At 67.7% G+C, this 15318-nt stretch carries 14 protein-coding genes and 1 pseudogene; 6 read left to right on the forward strand and 9 right to left on the reverse strand.

Features of this window, described 5'->3' with window-relative positions; genetic code table 11:
- The 4 genes from NQV17_RS25100 to NQV17_RS25115 are packed head-to-tail and all read right to left on the reverse strand — an operon-like array spanning position 1 to position 3175.
- Entirely contained in the window at positions 1–840 is an 840-nt protein-coding gene (locus NQV17_RS25100) for an amino acid ABC transporter ATP-binding protein (protein WP_257774295.1), read from the reverse strand.
- Positions 827–1612 carry an amino acid ABC transporter permease gene (locus tag NQV17_RS25105; protein WP_257774296.1) on the reverse strand — a complete coding sequence of 262 codons (786 nt, stop codon included), beginning with the start codon at positions 1610–1612 and terminating at the stop codon, positions 827–829. The genes NQV17_RS25100 and NQV17_RS25105 overlap by 14 nt, the downstream gene beginning before the upstream one ends.
- Positions 1602–2336: an amino acid ABC transporter permease gene (locus NQV17_RS25110; protein ID WP_257774297.1), complete on the reverse strand. Its 735-nt coding sequence runs from the start codon at positions 2334–2336 to the stop codon at positions 1602–1604. The genes NQV17_RS25105 and NQV17_RS25110 overlap by 11 nt, the downstream gene beginning before the upstream one ends.
- Positions 2333–3175 carry a transporter substrate-binding domain-containing protein gene (locus NQV17_RS25115; protein WP_374692743.1) on the reverse strand — a complete coding sequence of 281 codons (843 nt, stop codon included), beginning with the start codon at positions 3173–3175 and terminating at the stop codon, positions 2333–2335. The genes NQV17_RS25110 and NQV17_RS25115 overlap by 4 nt, the downstream gene beginning before the upstream one ends.
- 354 nt (positions 3176–3529) lie before the next feature.
- On the opposite strand from NQV17_RS25115, the gene NQV17_RS25120 reads away from it, so the two are divergent.
- Both NQV17_RS25120 and NQV17_RS25125 read left to right on the forward strand, forming a co-directional pair.
- Entirely contained in the window at positions 3530–4207 is a 678-nt protein-coding gene (locus tag NQV17_RS25120) for a heavy metal response regulator transcription factor (protein ID WP_027786146.1), read from the forward strand.
- The gene (locus tag NQV17_RS25125; protein WP_257774299.1) at positions 4204–5664 is read left to right on the forward strand and encodes a heavy metal sensor histidine kinase; all 1461 of its coding nucleotides are present in this window, start codon (positions 4204–4206) and stop codon (positions 5662–5664) included. Before NQV17_RS25120 ends, NQV17_RS25125 begins: the two co-directional genes overlap by 4 nt.
- Here NQV17_RS25125 and NQV17_RS25130 read toward each other — a convergent pair.
- From NQV17_RS25130 to NQV17_RS25140, 3 genes are read right to left on the reverse strand one after another with little or no spacing between them, the layout of a single operon-like run.
- Positions 5642–7177, reverse strand: a complete 1536-nt coding sequence (locus NQV17_RS25130) for an efflux transporter outer membrane subunit (RefSeq protein ID WP_257774300.1) — start codon at positions 7175–7177, stop codon at positions 5642–5644. The two genes, NQV17_RS25125 and NQV17_RS25130, sit on opposite strands and share 23 nt — an antisense overlap.
- Positions 7178–7208: 31 nt before the next feature.
- Positions 7209–8627, reverse strand: coding sequence for an efflux RND transporter periplasmic adaptor subunit (locus tag NQV17_RS25135; RefSeq protein WP_257774301.1), 1419 nt, complete (start codon positions 8625–8627; stop codon positions 7209–7211).
- Positions 8628–8683: 56 nt separating this feature from the next.
- Complete coding sequence (locus tag NQV17_RS25140) at positions 8684–11932, reverse strand: efflux RND transporter permease subunit (RefSeq protein ID WP_257774302.1); 3249 nt, start codon at positions 11930–11932, stop codon at positions 8684–8686.
- 322 nt (positions 11933–12254) lie between these two features.
- Here NQV17_RS25140 and NQV17_RS25145 point away from each other — a divergent pair, with 322 nt between their 5' ends.
- Positions 12255–12560 carry a DUF4148 domain-containing protein gene (locus tag NQV17_RS25145; protein WP_257774303.1) on the forward strand — a complete coding sequence of 102 codons (306 nt, stop codon included), beginning with the start codon at positions 12255–12257 and terminating at the stop codon, positions 12558–12560.
- 229 nt (positions 12561–12789) lie between these two features.
- On the opposite strand, the pseudogene NQV17_RS25150 reads toward NQV17_RS25145, so the two are convergent.
- Positions 12790–13014, reverse strand: a pseudogene (locus NQV17_RS25150) (ISNCY family transposase); the annotation flags it as partial.
- 106 nt (positions 13015–13120) lie between these two features.
- A complete protein-coding gene (locus tag NQV17_RS25155) occupies positions 13121–13435 on the reverse strand; it encodes a helicase (protein ID WP_124529501.1) in 315 nt (104 codons plus the stop codon).
- Between the two features lie 167 nt (positions 13436–13602).
- Here NQV17_RS25155 and NQV17_RS25160 point away from each other — a divergent pair, with 167 nt between their 5' ends.
- From NQV17_RS25160 to NQV17_RS25170, 3 genes are all read left to right on the forward strand, one after another.
- A complete protein-coding gene (locus NQV17_RS25160) occupies positions 13603–14031 on the forward strand; it encodes an antitoxin Xre/MbcA/ParS toxin-binding domain-containing protein (protein WP_011879772.1) in 429 nt (142 codons plus the stop codon).
- Entirely contained in the window at positions 14028–14501 is a 474-nt protein-coding gene (locus tag NQV17_RS25165; RefSeq protein ID WP_257774304.1) for an RES family NAD+ phosphorylase, read from the forward strand. The genes NQV17_RS25160 and NQV17_RS25165 overlap by 4 nt, the downstream gene beginning before the upstream one ends.
- 387 nt (positions 14502–14888) lie before the next feature.
- On the forward strand, positions 14889–15318 hold a 430-nt coding region (locus NQV17_RS25170; RefSeq protein ID WP_308236953.1), incomplete at its 3' end, for an RNA polymerase sigma factor region1.1 domain-containing protein.

Raw genomic sequence — 15318 nt, forward strand, 5'->3', positions numbered from 1 at the left:
TCAGACCGCGAAGCGCGTCAGGTCGAGTGCGATCGGCGCGCTGTCGCGGCTTGCGTGCGGGCTGCTGGCCGGGCCGAGCGCATGCGCGAGAAAGGCCCGCGTGCGCATGCTTTGCGGCGCGCGGAACAGCTGCGCGGCCGACCCGTGCTCGACGATCACGCCCGCTTCGGTGAAGTAGACGACGTCGCTGATTTCCTCGGCGAAGCGCATCTCGTGCGTGACGAGCACGCAAGTCATGCCGTCGCGCACGAGATCGCGAATCACCGACAGCACGTCGCCGACGGTTTCCGGATCGAGCGCGGACGTCACCTCGTCGAACAGGATCAGGTCGGGCTGCATCGCGAGCGCGCGGGCGATCGCGACGCGCTGCTGCTGGCCGCCCGACAGCTCGCCGGGGTAGGCGTGCGCCTTGTCCGCGAGACGCACGCGTTCGAGCAGCGCGTGTGCGGTGCGCACCGCATCGTTGCGATCGCGGCCGAGAATCCGGACCGGGGCGACGACGAGATTGTCGAGCACGCTCAGGTGCGGAAACAGGTTGTATTGCTGGAACACGAAGCCGACCCGCTTGCGCAGCGCGATTTCGTCGCGCTCCGATGCGAGCAGGTCGACGCGCGTGCCGTCGACCTCGATCAGGCCGCGCTGTGGCCGCAACAGCCCGGTGATGCAACGCAGGATTGTCGATTTGCCGGAGCCGGACGGGCCGATGATGGACACGGCCTGGCCGCGGTGCACGTCGAGATCGATGCCGCGCAGCACGGGCGTCGTGCCGTAGGACAGGTGCACGTCGCGCAGGCGGACGAGCGGCTCGTCCGCGCCGCGCGGAGTTTCAGTGGAATGCATGACGTCTTTCGAGAAGGCGGGTGAAACGGGCGATCGGGTAGCAGTACGCGAAAAACAGGCCGAGTACCGTGAAATAGACGACGACGGTGAAGTCGGCTCGCGCGACGGTGTTGCTCGCGACCTGCGCGGTGTCGAGCAGGTCGTGCACGCCGACCAGCGACGCGAGCGCGGTGGCCATCGCGATGCTCGCATACAGGTTCATCCACGGCGGCAGCATGCGGCGTACGCATTGCGGCAGGATGATCCAGCGGAACACTTGCGCGCGGCTGAACGCGAGCGAGCGTGCGGCGTCCCACTGCGCATGCGGAATCGACTGGATCGCGCCGCGGAAGATTTCCGCGAAGTTCGCGCTGGCGGGCAGCGCGAGGCCGAGCGTTACCTTGAACCAGTCCGGAAACGGCAGCGACGCATGACCGAACCTGATTTCGAACGGGAACACGTAGGTCGAAAAATAGATCAGCACGAGCAGCGGCGCGTTGCGGAACAACTGCACGTACGCGCGCGCCAGCACGCGCGCGATGCCGAGCCGCGACAGCGTCAGCGGGCCGAGTACGAGGCCCGCGAGCGTGCCGATCGCGATCGCGATCGCGCTGATGCCGATGTTGACCAGCATCGCCTTGCCGAGCGCCGGCAGCCACGTGGCTAGCGCGACGAGGGTCGGGTGACGGCGGCCCGCGACGGCCAGCGCGACGACGGCCAGCGCGGCCAGGGTTGCCGCGACGGCGCGCCATCGCACGAGGCGCGCGGGCTGCGCGTTCATGTCAATGGCCATAGCCGGGTATCCTCAGGCGGTGTTCCAGCCAACGTCCCGCGAGGTTGACCGTGAACGTGAGCGCGCCGAAGAAGAGCAGGATCAGGATCATCAACTCGAGCACGTTGTCGCGTTGCGTCCAGATCATGATCGACGCATAGGTGACGTCGCCGACGGCGATCGCCGAGGCGACCGTCGTCATCTTCACGAGATCGACCAGGTTGTTGACGAGCGCGGGCAGCGCGAAGCGTATCGCGAGCGGCAGCTGCACGTGCCAGAGCCGCTGGCGGCGGCTGTAGCCGAGCGACTGCGCGGCCTCGAGCGTTGCGCGCGGTACCGCTTCGAGGCCGGCGCGCAGCGCTTCCGCATGGAACGCGCCCTTGTGCAGCGAGATCACGATCACGCTCCAGATGAACGGCGTCAGCGGATTGCCGCCCAAATTGCGCAGTGCGGCGCTGATCAGCATGTTGACGACGAGGAATGCGCAGAACAATTGCACGAGCGTCGGCGTGTTGCGGGTGACCTCGACGAAAGCGCGCGCGGGGCGCGCGAGCGCCGCGCTCGGCGACACCAGCAACGCGGCGAGCACGACGCCGCAGGCGAGGCTGCCGACCGCGGTCGCGATCGACAGTTCGAGCGTCACGACCATCCCGTGCACGAACGACGCGCGTTCGTCCGCAGCGAGCACGAAGCTGTAATCGAGGCCGAACTTGCGGAGCGCATCGACGGCGGCGGCCACCGTCATGTGCGCTGCGCCTTGAGCTTCGCGTGCAGGTCGAGCACGGCTTGCGACGGCGTCATGCCGTTCTTGCGCTCGACGTCGAGCAGCCAGCCGCTGCGGTGCCAATCCTGAACGATCCGGTCGAGCGCGCCCTGCGTGTCGGTCTCGCCCTTGCGGACCCAGATCACCGCCGGCGACGGAATCAGGTCGGTCGACAGCGGCGTCGTGTAGTCCTTCCAGTCGGGGTTGCGCGCGACGAGCATGCGCAACGTCGGCGCGACGTGCACGGCGGCCACGCAGTTGTTGCCGCGAAGTGCGAGCAGCGATTCCGGCTGGCCGCGGAAGGCCTTCACCTGCGCGCCGTATTCCGTCGCGAGCGGCTTCGTGTAGTTGCTGCCTTGCGACACGCAGACCGGCTTGCCGCGCAAGTCGGCCCAGGACTTGATACCGCTGTCCTTGCGCGCGATCAGCGCGCCGCCGATGGATTCGAACGGCGTCGGCGCATACGACAGTATCTCCGCGCGCTCCGTCGTCAGCTCCATGTTGGCGATCAGCGCGTCGACCTTGCCCTGCTGCAGGAACTGCACGCGGTTCGACGGCTGCACCGGTGTCAGCTCGACGTCGACACCGAGTCGTTTCGCGACGTCGTTCGCCAGATCGACGTTGAAGCCGACCGGCTTTTGCGTCGCGGGATCGAGCGAGCCGAACGGCGGGCCCGACAGGATCACGCCGATCGTGATCGTGTGACGTTGATGGATGCGATCGAGCGTGCTGTCCGCGCGGGCGACGCCGGAAAAGGCGGAAAGGAGGGCGGCGACGCACAGCGCGCGGCCCGACGTGGTGCGAAACGATCTGCTGAACATGGGAAAGAGGAACGTTGTTTGAGCGACGCGGGGCGGCGCATCGCGCGCCCGGTTGTCGGGAGTTGGTATTTTCGGGATGTGGAACGCATCCAAGAACCAAGAAATTCTCATACCGTTATCTGGTCCTCAGATTTACGCAGAGGAACGCGACGCTCAAACGGCTGGAATGGCGATGTGGCGGAGGGTTTATGCAGGTTACCCACTCCGCCGTGCACGGCTTCGCAACCGCACGCCACGCTGACCGCCCGATTACCGTTTTGTAATCAATGGCGGTTGCGCCCGCACGCAGCGATCCCTTGTCGCCGTTTGCCGGTAACATCGCCGGATGTCATCACGAAAGCGACGGAGCCGGCCATGCGTATCCTGATAGTCGAAGACGAACCGAAGACGGGTGCGTACCTGAAGAAGGGGCTCGAGGAATCGGGCTTCAGCGTCGATCTCGCGAAGGACGGCGGCGAAGGGCTGACGCTCGCGCAGGAAGAGCGTTACGACGTGATCGTGCTCGACGTGATGCTGCCCGTGCTCGACGGCTGGGGCGTGCTCAAGCGGCTGCGCGACACCCATACGACGCCGGTGCTGTTCCTGACCGCGCGCGACGACGTGCAGGACCGCGTGCACGGCCTCGAACTCGGCGCCGACGACTACCTCGTGAAGCCGTTCGCGTTCGTCGAGCTGCTTGCCCGCATCCGCACGCTCGCGCGTCGCGGGCCGCCGCGCGAGACCGAACACCTGGCGGTCGGCGATCTGGAAATCGACGTGGTGCGCCGCCGCGTGAAGCGCGGCGCCACGCGCATCGACCTCACGCCGCGCGAATTCTCGCTGCTGCAGCTGCTCGCGCGCCGGCAGGGCGAGGTGCTGAGCCGCACGCAGATCGCATCGTACGTATGGGACATGAATTTCGACAGCGACACCAACGTCGTCGAGGTCGCGATCCGACGCCTGCGCGCGAAGATCGACGACGCGTTTCCGGTCAAGCTGATCCATACCGTGCGCGGCGTCGGCTACGTGCTCGAACCGAAGGACGACGCATGACGCGGCCGCGCTCGCTTGCCGCGACGCTCGCGCTCGCGTTCGCCGCGACCACGCTTGCCGCGTTCGCGCTGGTCGGCGCATACGTGTATGCGGGCCTCGAACGACAGATGAACACGCAGGACGACCTCGACATCGTGCTGGCCGCGCGCCACACGCGCCGGCTCGCGGGCGAGCTCGAGTCGCTCGATGCAGTCCGCACGCATGCCGAGCGGTTGACGAGCCAGGTGCTCGGCAACGAGGCACTGTCGATGGCCGCCGTCGATGCGCGCGGCGACGTGCTCGCGCGTCACAACGTGCGGCTCGCCGCGCTCGACGATGCGCCTGCCGCCGCATCGGTTCCGCTGGCCGACGCGCAGCTGTTCGCGCCGCATGCGGTGCCGGTTCCGGCGGATGAACGGATCACGGCCGACCGGCTCGTCACGTGGACGGCCGACAACGGCACGCCGATGCGCGGCGTCGTGATCGAGGCCGCGCTCGGCGACCGCACGCCGATCCGCATCGCGATCGCGCGCAACATGCGCGACCGCGCGACGTTGCTCGGCGGCTACCGCGACCGACTGAAGCTCGCCGGCGGGCTCGGCGCGCTGTTCGCGCTGCTGCTCGGCTACTGGCTGATCCGCACGGCGCTCGCGCCGCTGCGCGAGATCGTCGACAACACCGGCCGGATCACCGTCGACAAGCTCGACACGCGGCTCGACGCGTCGCGTGCACCGAGCGAGCTGCGCGCGCTCGTCGATGCGCAGAACGCGATGCTCGGCCGCCTGCAGCAGGCATTCGCGCATCTGTCGCAATTCAGCGCCGATCTCGCGCACGACCTGCGCACGCCGTTGAACAACATGCGCGGCGCCACGGAAGTCGCGCTCGCGCGGCCGCGTGCGGCCGACGAGTACCAGGCGCTGCTCGAATCGAATCTCGAGGAATACGATCGTCTCGCACGGATGATCGAGAACGTGCTGTTTCTCGCGCGCGCCGAGCATCCGAGCTTCGTCACGCGGCAGCGCGCGTTCGACGTGCACGACGAACTCGAGCGCATCGCGGAGTATTTCGAGGGGCTTGCGGACGAAGCGGGCTCGACGTTGCGCGTCGAAGGGCGGGGGCAACTGATCGCCGACGTCGAGCTGTTCCGCCGCGCGGTGGGCAACCTGCTTGCGAACGCGCTGCGTTACACGCCGGCCGGCGGCGTCATTACGCTGAGTGTCGATGACGCCGCCGACGCGGTGCGCGTCGTCGTCGCGAATCCGGGCGAGCCGATCGATTCCGCGCTGCTGCCGCGGATCTTCGACCGGTTCGTGCGCGGCGACCCCGCCCGCAGCGGCGGCGCGCCGGGCGGCACGGCCGGACTCGGCCTCGCGATCGTGCGCTCGGTGATGGAGCTGCATGGCGGCACCGCGCAGGTCGAAAGCGACGCGCGCGGCACGCGCTTCGTGCTCACGTTCAACCGGCCGTCGGCTGCGTGACGACGGGATCGGGCAACGCGGCGGCCGGACGATCGTGCGTGCCGGTTTTCGATTCCGCGTCCGCGCCCGGGCTCGCCTGCCAGCCGCCGCCCAGCGCCTTCAGCAGGCCGACCGCGGCCTCCATCCGGCGCGCGTCGATCTGATCGGCCGTGCGCCGGTTCGTCAGCGCGATCGTCTGCGCGGTCACCACGTCCAGATAGCTGACGGCACCGGCGTTGAAGCGATTCGTCGTCAGCCGCAGCGACAGGTCGGCCGCGTCGGTCGCGCGCTGCTGGCTGCCGGCTTCGGACGCGAGCGCATCGATCGTCGACAACTGATCCTCGACCTGCTGGAACGCGACGAGTACGGTCTGCCGGTAATCGGCGACCGCGCCGTCGTACTGCGCATGCGCGCCGCGCAGCGATGCGCTGCGGCGACCGCCGTCGAACAGCGTGCCGGCCAGTTGCGGGCCGAGCGACCAGAACAGGCTCGGCGCGGCGAGCCACGGCGCGAAGAACGAACTCTCGAGGCCGGCGCTTGCCGACAGCACGAGATCGGGAAAGAACGCGGCACGCGCCTCGCCGATCTGCGCGTTCGCGGCCGCCACACGGCGCTCGGCGGCCGCGATGTCGGGCCGCCGTTCGAGCAGTTCCGACGGCACGCCGGCCGGAATGGCCGGCACGTGGAACGCCTGCACGCGCGGCGGCAGCGCGAACGTCGACGCGCTTTCGCCGACGAGCGTCCCGATCGCGTGCTGCAACTGCGCACGCGACGCGTCGATGTCGGTGTCCTGCGTGCGCGTCGATTCGAGTTGCGTGTCGGCTTGCGCGACTGCCGACGCATCGATCGCACCGGCCGCGAGCTGTTGCTTGAGCAGCGTCAGCGCGTTCGCGTATGCATACACCGTGTCATCGAGCGACTGCTTCTGCGTGTCGAGGGAGCGCAGCGCGAAATAATCGGTCGCGAGTTCCGCCGTGACCGACAGCTTCACGGCCTGCAGGTCGGCCGTGCTCGCGGCGGCGTTCGCCTGCGCGCCCGTCACCGCGTCGCGCACGCGGCCGAACACGTCGGGTTCCCAGCTCGCGGCGACGCCGGCCTGATAGTCGGGTGTCGTCTTGCCGGCGAGCGACGAGCCGAGCCGGTTCTGCGACACGCGCGCGCGGCTCTGCGCGGCACCCACCGTGATCGTCGGCAGAAACCCGGCGTGCTGGTAGTCGACCATCGCGCGTGCCTGTTGCAGATCGGCGACGGCTTTTTTCACCGTCTGGTTCGACACGTCGACGCGCGCTTCGAGCGCGTTCAGGTCGGCGTCGCCGAACACGGTCCACCACGCACCGCGCGCGGCCGCATCGGCCGGCATCGCGACGTGCCAGCCGGCCTGCGCGGCCGGTGCGCCCGCGTAGTGCGCGGGTACCGCGACGGCGGGCGGTGAATAGGGTGGCAACGTCGAGCACGCGGTCAACGTGGCCAATGCCGCGGCGGCGCCGAGCGCGACGGCGTGGCGGGCGAACGGGAGCGGGTGAGGAAGGCGCATGGCAGGTATCTCGTGAGTCGTCGTCGATGGGTCAGCCGCGGGCGGGCGCCGGAGCGGGCGTCGACGCGGCCGGCGCGGTGCCGGCCGCGCGCAGCGGCGGCACGTCGCTGGCAATGGCCGCCGCCCCTGTTTGCGCGGCCTGCGCGGACGAAGCGGAAGAAGCGGACGAAGCGGACGAAGCGGACGAAGCGACCACCGGAGCCGCAGCGCGCACGGTCGACACGATCTTCACGGCTTCGCCGGCCGTGATCGCGTCGCCCGGGTTGTCGATCACGCGATCGGTCGCCGCGAGCCCCGCGACGATCTCCACGCGCGTGCCGAAATCGCGCCCGATCTGCACGGTCTTCAGCACGGTTCGCCCGTTCGCGCCGACGGTGGCGACCGTCACGCCGTTCGGGCGGAACAACAGCGCACTGACCGGCAGGTCGAGCGCCGGCGCCGCGCTCGGCACGACGAGATGCGCCTGCGCATACGCACCGGGCATCAGCGCGCCGTCGCGGTTGTCGACGTCGATCTCGACGCGCAGCGTGCGCGTGACGGGATCGATCGCGCCCGCGCTGCGTGCGACACGCGCGGCAAAGCGCCGCCCCGGATACTGCGTCGTCGTCAGGTAGACCGGCGTGCCGGTCGATACGCCGGTCGCGCTGTCCTGCGGCACGTCGACGAACACGCGCAGCGTGTCCGTCTGTTCGAGATGGAACAGTTCCCCGGACAGGCCCGGGCTGCCCGGCGTGCCGCCCGCGGTGACCAGCGTGCCGACGTCGACGCTGCGCGCGGTGATCACGCCGTCGAACGGCGCGGTGACGGACTCGTACGACACGAGTTCGGCAAGGTGCGCGACGTTCGCCTGCGCGGACGCGAGCATCGCGCGTTTCGCGTTCATATCGGCGACCTTCGTGTCGGTGTCCTGCTGCGACACCGATTGTGTTTTCAGCATGTCCTGCCACCGCTGCGCGGTCGATTTCGCGTAGTCGTAGTTCGCCTGCGCGCTCGCTTCGTCGGCGCGCGCCTGGCGCAATTGCGCGTCGAGATCGGGCGCCGAGATCTGCGCGAGCGTCTGGCCGGCCTTCACGTGCGTGCCGAGATCGACGCTCCAGTGCGCGATGTAGCCGCTCGTGCGCGCGTAGATCGACGCGTCCGCATACGGCGCCACCGAGCCGGGCAACGTCAGCGTCTGGTCGGCCGGCGCCGCGCCGGGCACGATGACCGACACCGGCAGCGCCTGTTGTGCGGCAACCTGTGCACGCTGCGCGGCGCGTGCATCGATACGCGGCACGATGCCGAGCGCGAGCAGCGCGGCGGCCAGCGCGACGGCCGCGACGGGCACGGCCAGCTTGCGGCCGCTGCGGGCCGGCGGGGTGTCGGGCGCGGCTCCGTGCGCGGCGGACGGCACGGCGGTGGCCGCTTCGGCGGCGGGCGGCGGGGCGACGGGTTCGATCGAGTCGTTCATGATGGGTCCGGGGTCGGGCGAATCGAAGGATGATGAGAAGGGGCGGCCGTCCGAGCTCAACGCAGCGCCGGCGTGTCGGGCGCGTGCTGCGTGCGCCGCGCGGCCGCGGCGTCGCGGCGCCGCGCGAGCCATGCGTGGACGAAGCCGAACAGCACCGGGACGAACAGCAGCGTCGAGAACGTGCCGAACGCGAGGCCGCCGATCACCGCGCGGCCGAGCGGCGCGTTCTGCTCGCCGCCGTCGCCGAGGCCGAGCGCCATCGGCAACATGCCGATCAGCATCGCGAGCGCGGTCATCACGACGGGCCGGAAGCGGCTGAAGCCGGCGTCGAGCGCCGCCTGCCACGGCGACGCGCCGCCCGCGAGCAGCTCGCGCGCCGCGTTCACGACGAGAATGCTGTTCGCGGTCGCGATGCCGATGCACAGGATCGTGCCGGTCAGCGCGGGCACCGACAGCGTGGTGCGCGTGACGAACAGCATCCACGCGATGCCGGCGAGCGATGCCGGCAGGCCGCCTACGATCACGAGCGGATCGAGCCACGACTGGAAATTCACGACCATCAGCAGGTAGACCAGCGAGATCGCGAGTACCAGACCGCCGAGCAGGCCCGCGAACGACTCGTGCATCGCCTGCACCTGACCGCGCAGCACGATCGACGAGCCGGGCGGCAGCTGCGCGCGCGCGGCGTCGACGAGCTTCGTCACGTCGGCCGTGACGCCGCCGAGATCGCGCCCCTGCACCGACGCGAAGATGTCGAGCACCGGCTGCACGTTGTAGTGCGACACCACGGCCTGCTGCGTCGAGCGCGAGAACGTGCCGAGCGCGCCGAGCAGGTTCTGCGCGGGCGCGCCCGCGGCCGGGCCGCCGGCCGGCGTCTGCGGCGGGCGCGCGGTGCCGGCCGGCAGCGGCACGTTCGCGAGCGACTGCAGCGAATTCACCGTGTATTGCGGCGTCTGCACGAGCACCGGGTAGCTGACGCCGTTGCGCGGATCGAGCCAGAAGTTCGGCGTCGTCTGCGAACTGCCGGACAGCGCGATCAGCAGATTTTGCGCGACATCGCGCTGTTCGAGGCCGGCCTGAATCGCCTTCGTGCGGTCGACGTTCACGTCGATCGCCGGTTCGTCGCCGGGTTGCTGGATACGCGCGTCGACGAGCCCGCGCACGCCGCGCAGCTTCGCGAGCAGCGTATTCGCGACCGCGCGGTTCTGGTCGAGCTTGTTGCCGACGATCTGGATGTCGATCGGCGCGGGCAGCCCGAAATTGAGGATCTGGCTGACGATGTCGGCCGGCAGGAACGCGAACGTCACGCCGGGGAACGACTGCGCGAGCACGTTGCGCAGTCTGGCGACGTATGCGGCGGTCGACGCGTGGTTCGGCTTCAGCGTCACCAGCACGTCGGCGTCCTCGGTGCCGATCGGATCCGACGAATCGTACGTGAGGTTGATCCCGCTCACCGGCACGCCGATGTTGTCGAGCACGCCGGCGAGTTCGCCCGCCGGAATCACGCTACGGATCTTCGCTTCGACCTCGTCGGTCAGCCGCGCGGTTTCCTCGATCCGCGTGCCGGTCGGCGCGCGCAGGTGCAGGCGGATCTCGCCGGTGTCGACCGACGGGAAGAAGTCCTGCCCGGCGAACGCGTAGAGGCCCGTCGACGCGACGCATGCGAGCAGGAACGCGGCCGCGAAGCGGCGGCGTCGCGCGATCGCCGCCGAGAGCAGCGCGCGATAGCGCAGCCGCACGGCCTCGAAGCGATGCTCGAACGCAATCTGGAAACGCGCCAAGTGCACGAGCGGCGCGAATACGCCGCGCGGCGGCCGGCCGTTTCCTTTTGCGCGCATCAGCGCCATCGCGAGGGTCGGCACCAGCGTGCGCGAGAAGAAGTACGACGCGATCATCGCGAAGATCACGGCCTCGGCCAGCGGCACGAACAGATAGCGCGCGACGCCCGTGAGCAGGAACATCGGCACGAACACGATGCAGATCGACAGCGTCGACACGAAGGTCGGCACCGCGATTTCGCCCGAGCCGGTCAGGATCGCGTCCTCGAGCGGCGCGCCGAGCTCGAGATGATGCGTGATGTTCTCGATCGCGACGGTCGCGTCGTCGACGAGGATCCCGACCGCGAGCGCGAGCCCGCCGAGCGTCATGATGTTGATGGTCTGGCCGAGCGCGGACAGCGCGAGCAGCGACGTGAGCACCGCGAGCGGGATGGTGATCGCGATGATCAGCGTCGCGCGCCAGCTGCCGAGGAACAGCAGGATCATCAGCGCGGTCAGGCACGCGGCGATCAGCGCCTCGCGCACGACGCCCTGGACCGCCGCCTTCACGAACACCGACTGATCGTCGAGCGGCGAAATGTGCAGCGCCTTCGGCAGCCCGGCCGCGATCTTCGGCAGCATCGCCTTCACCTGGTCGATGATCGTCAGCGTCGACGCGCTGCCGGTCTTCTCGACCGTCAGCAGCGCCGCGCGCTTGCCGTCCGCCCGCACGATGTTGGTCTGCGGTGCGTAGCCGTCGCGAACGTGCGCGACGTCGCGCACGTACACGACATTGCCGCCGATCGTCTTCACCGGCAGGTCGTTCAGCGCGGCGACCGTCTGCGTGCTGCCGTTCATCTGCACGTTGTATTCGTGCGTGCCGATCTTCGCGGTGCCGCCGGGCAGGATCAGGTTCTGCGCGTTGATCGCGTTCACGACGTCGATCGGCGCGAGCCCCTTCGCCTGCAGCGCGCGCGTATCGAGGTCGACGACGATCTGGCGGATCTTGCCGCCGAACGGCAGCGGCACCGCCGCGCCCTGGACGGTCGCGAGCTGCGTGCGGATGAAGCTGTTGCCGAGGTCGTACAGCTGCTGCTCGGCGAGCGTGTCGCTCGACAGCCCGAGCTGCAGGATCGGCACCGTCGACGCGTTGTACGTGATGATGTTCGGCGGCAACGTGCCGGGCGGCAGGATGCGCAGGATCGACGCGGCATTGCTCGCGGCTTCCGCGATCGCGCGATTGATGTCGGCGCCCGGGTGGAAGAAGATCTTCACGACCGACACGCCGTTCAGCGACTGCGACTCGATGTGCTCGATGTCGTCGACGTCGGACGTGAGCGCGCGCTCGTAGTTCGACGTGATCCGCTTGGCCATGTCCTCCGCGGAGAAGCCGTTGTATGACCAGACGATGCTGACGACCGGAATGTCGATGCTCGGGAAAATGTCGGTCGGCGTGCGCAGCAGCGCAAGCGGTCCCGCGATGAAGATCAGCAGTGCGAGTACGACGAACGTGTAGGGCCTGCGTAACGCCAGCCGGACGATCCACATGATGGTGCTCCTCGAAGCAGGGCATGGATGCCGCGTGCGATGCGGCGAGCATGCAGTCTGCCGGCGCGGCGTTGACCCGATCCTGACCCGAGGATTACGAAACCGTTATCTGTGCTGGCGCGCAGGTGCGCAACGTCCGACCGGACGGGCCGGCCCGTGACCGACATGCGGCCGCGATCAGATGACAAGACCGTAATCGAAGCCTCACCTTCCGGAAAGCGCGCGAATCGCAGAATGGACACAACTCTTCATCACATCGATGCGGAGCGGATGTCCGGCCTGATCTGCGGACGCGAACATGCCATCTTGAGAGGTGAACATCATGAACAACCTGATTCGTGCGGTCCTGCTGTCCTGCGCGCTGAGCGCACCGATCTTCGCATTTGCGCAAACCACCGACCATGCGGTCACGCGGGCCGACGTGCGCGCCGATCTCGTGCGGGTCGAGAAGGCCGGCTATCGGCCAGTCGGTAGTGATCCTTACTATCCAGACGACATCCAGGCCGCGGAAGCGAAGATCGCCGCGCAGCCGTCGCAATCGGTGGCTGCACGGCCGGGCGTCGCCGCAAAGACGACCGCGCAATCGCTCGCGTCGCTCGACACGGAGCAGCTGTACGAGCATCACTGAGCGCAATTTTCAACTGCCATCCGCGGCCGGAAGGAAGCGGCCGCGGATTTCGAATGCGTCATCTACCGGTCGGCGCCGTGCGCGCCGCAATCGTGAGAATGAACGTGTCGGACAGTACATCGCACGCACGGTCGTGCCGGCGGCGCACCTTCGGTGCGCCCTCATCGAGTCTTTCCCGGGAGTTTCATCATGCATCCGACGCGCGCGAGGAAGAGCGACGGCAGCCGGTGCGGTGAATCAGCTTCCGGTTTACCGGCGTGTCATCCAGCAAGTAAAGCACTCGCTCGTGGAGCACTGCCGGCGATTTCGATACCCGACGTGTTTCACGCCAGGTCAACACTGTGTCCAGATGCTCGTCATCCCGCAGCGGCCGATGCGCATTGAAATCGCTCTTCGGTGGCTTCGCGAAGCGTGCGTTGTAAGCAGTGTTGAAGGAGGGCGCATAAGCGTTGGCGCGGGTCCAACTCCACGCATGTGTATCCGAAAGCGTGCAGTAGATAGTCGGACCCGGCCTCGGAACAGAAGCAACTCTCCCGTCGGCTTCCGGCCGGACGCGCCGTTTACGCGTCGTTCAACCAGGGCATTTCCACGGGCGACACGACCAGTTGCCGGAATTCTCGCTTCAGATCGAAGATGAACCCGACCAGGATCATGGAGTCGGCGTAGGGAATCGGAAAGACCTGCGGATTCTCCGGCGTCCGCAGGGGCCGCTCTGGCGTGTCCGCTGTCGCTGCGGCGTTCTCGCGAACGCTTTCCAGGTCGTCAGCCATGGCCGGGCCACCGACTTTCAGCACACGGCTCCGCAGCTCGCTGAAGGGTTCGATGCGCGCAGCGTCTTCGTGGTATTCGGGCACTTCATAAACGAACCAGGACATTGTCGTCTCCCATGAGAAGGGGCGCTATTCTAACGCTGCGCAAGGATCCACCAAACATCGACAGTCGGCTTGCGAGGCGTCTCCGCGTGTCAACTTTCAAGAACGCCTTGCGGGCGGTATCATTTGCGCTACAATGAAGTATCAAATGATACTGAACGGGAGTCGCCATGTCACTCGTTACCCCTGAAGCCGTGGCTGCGGTCATGGAGCTGCGGCCGCTCCCGCATACGCTGGCGGAGCTGGAAGCGCTTGTGCGCGGCGGTCTGCCGAAGTCCGCGCTGCGCGCGGGCGTCGAACACGCGACGCAAGGCGCCGATGCCCGCCGCGCGCTGCTCGCCCGCATCATCCCTGAGGCAACCTATAAACGACGCCGAGATCGGCTGACGCAAGACGAATCGGAGAAGACGGAGCGTCTGGCCCGGATCGTTGCAACGACCACCTACGTCTGGAACGACGAAGAGGACGCGCGGGAATTTTTGTCGACGCCACATCCTGAACTTGAGGGACGGGCGCCGCTCGACGTCGCGCTGACCGAGCTCGGTGCGCGCAGAGTTGAAGAGTTGCTCTGGAAACTGTTCTACGGGCTACCGGCATGAGGTTGTTTCGCATCGGTGACACGCGACACACGATCTGGAGCGGCACCGGCGCGACGCTGGTCGGTGGCCGCTTTAATAGTCCGGGCCGGCCTGTCATCTACGCGGCGTCGACCTTCGCGGGTGCGATGCTCGAGGTGCTCGTGCATGCACGCATCGGCAAGGTGCCGAAAACCCACGGATGGGTCGAAGCAACCGTTCCCGACGACGTCAGCGTCGAACGCCATACGGCAGAAACGTTGCCGAGAGGGTGGGATGCGGCGGCACTGCAGGCAGCACGGCAGTTCGGCGACGAATGGATGGCAGAATCGCGTACAGCACTCCTGATCGTCCCTTCCGTCGTCGTCCGTGCAGAGTTCAACGTGCTCGTGAATCTGGCGCATCCTGACACCGCGCGGATCATCGTGACGGATCCACAACCGGTCGTGTGGGACGAGCGACTTTTTGCCATACCGCCAGTCGGCCGATCATAAATGCCTGATGGTGGTCTGCTAACCAACCTTCGAGGCCTTTCTCCCGGAGACAGGAGCGACTGCGACATTGCTTCTGGTTTCATTCGCACACGCCAACAGAAATTCCCGCCCGAGCTGGTTCCAAAGCCGCTCACGCAGTTCGTTGCGAACTGCGTGCCGGGCTTAACGAAGCGTCGGTTGCTCGCTCGTTATCGCAGCTAGAGCGGGCTACACCGGTAAAGTGCATGGAAATCCAAGGGCCCCGTGTTGTGCCGCACAATACTTTCGGGTATCATTCACGCCCCCCACAAGCTGCGCATACGGATTTCGAGCGAGGCGTCCCGGCCTCGACCATCTTTGCGCATCACGATTCCGTTCGCATCCCGGCAGGCAACCCATTCTGGCGTCATGCTCGCGAAGATCGTCGGCTCATCTGTCGAGGAGCATGTATTGGCAATTCCTGATCGGAACGATTCCACATCCCCTGAAATCACAGCCACGGCAAAAGCCGGCCGCCGTGTGTCAAAGGGAAAGACCCAGGCCCTGACGCCGACGGACATCGCGTCACTGGCACGCCAGAATGAGGAGCGCCAGCACCAGATGCGCGCGTTGATCGCGCTCGGTCGCGAGCGTGGCTATCTCACCCACGCGGACATCAACGATCACCTGCCCGACAACTTTGCTCAAACGGCGGCGATGGACACCATCGTCAGCACGTTCAGCGACATGGGCGTGGCCGTGTACGAACAAGCGCCGGACGCCGAAGCGCTCCTGCTCACCGACGCTGCGCCGGCCGTGGCATCCGACGATCAGGCGGACGAGGAGGCGGAAGCTGCGC

It is taken from the genome of Burkholderia sp. SCN-KJ, assembly GCF_024656005.1.
In the GTDB taxonomy this organism is placed as follows: Bacteria; Pseudomonadota; Gammaproteobacteria; order Burkholderiales; family Burkholderiaceae; genus Burkholderia.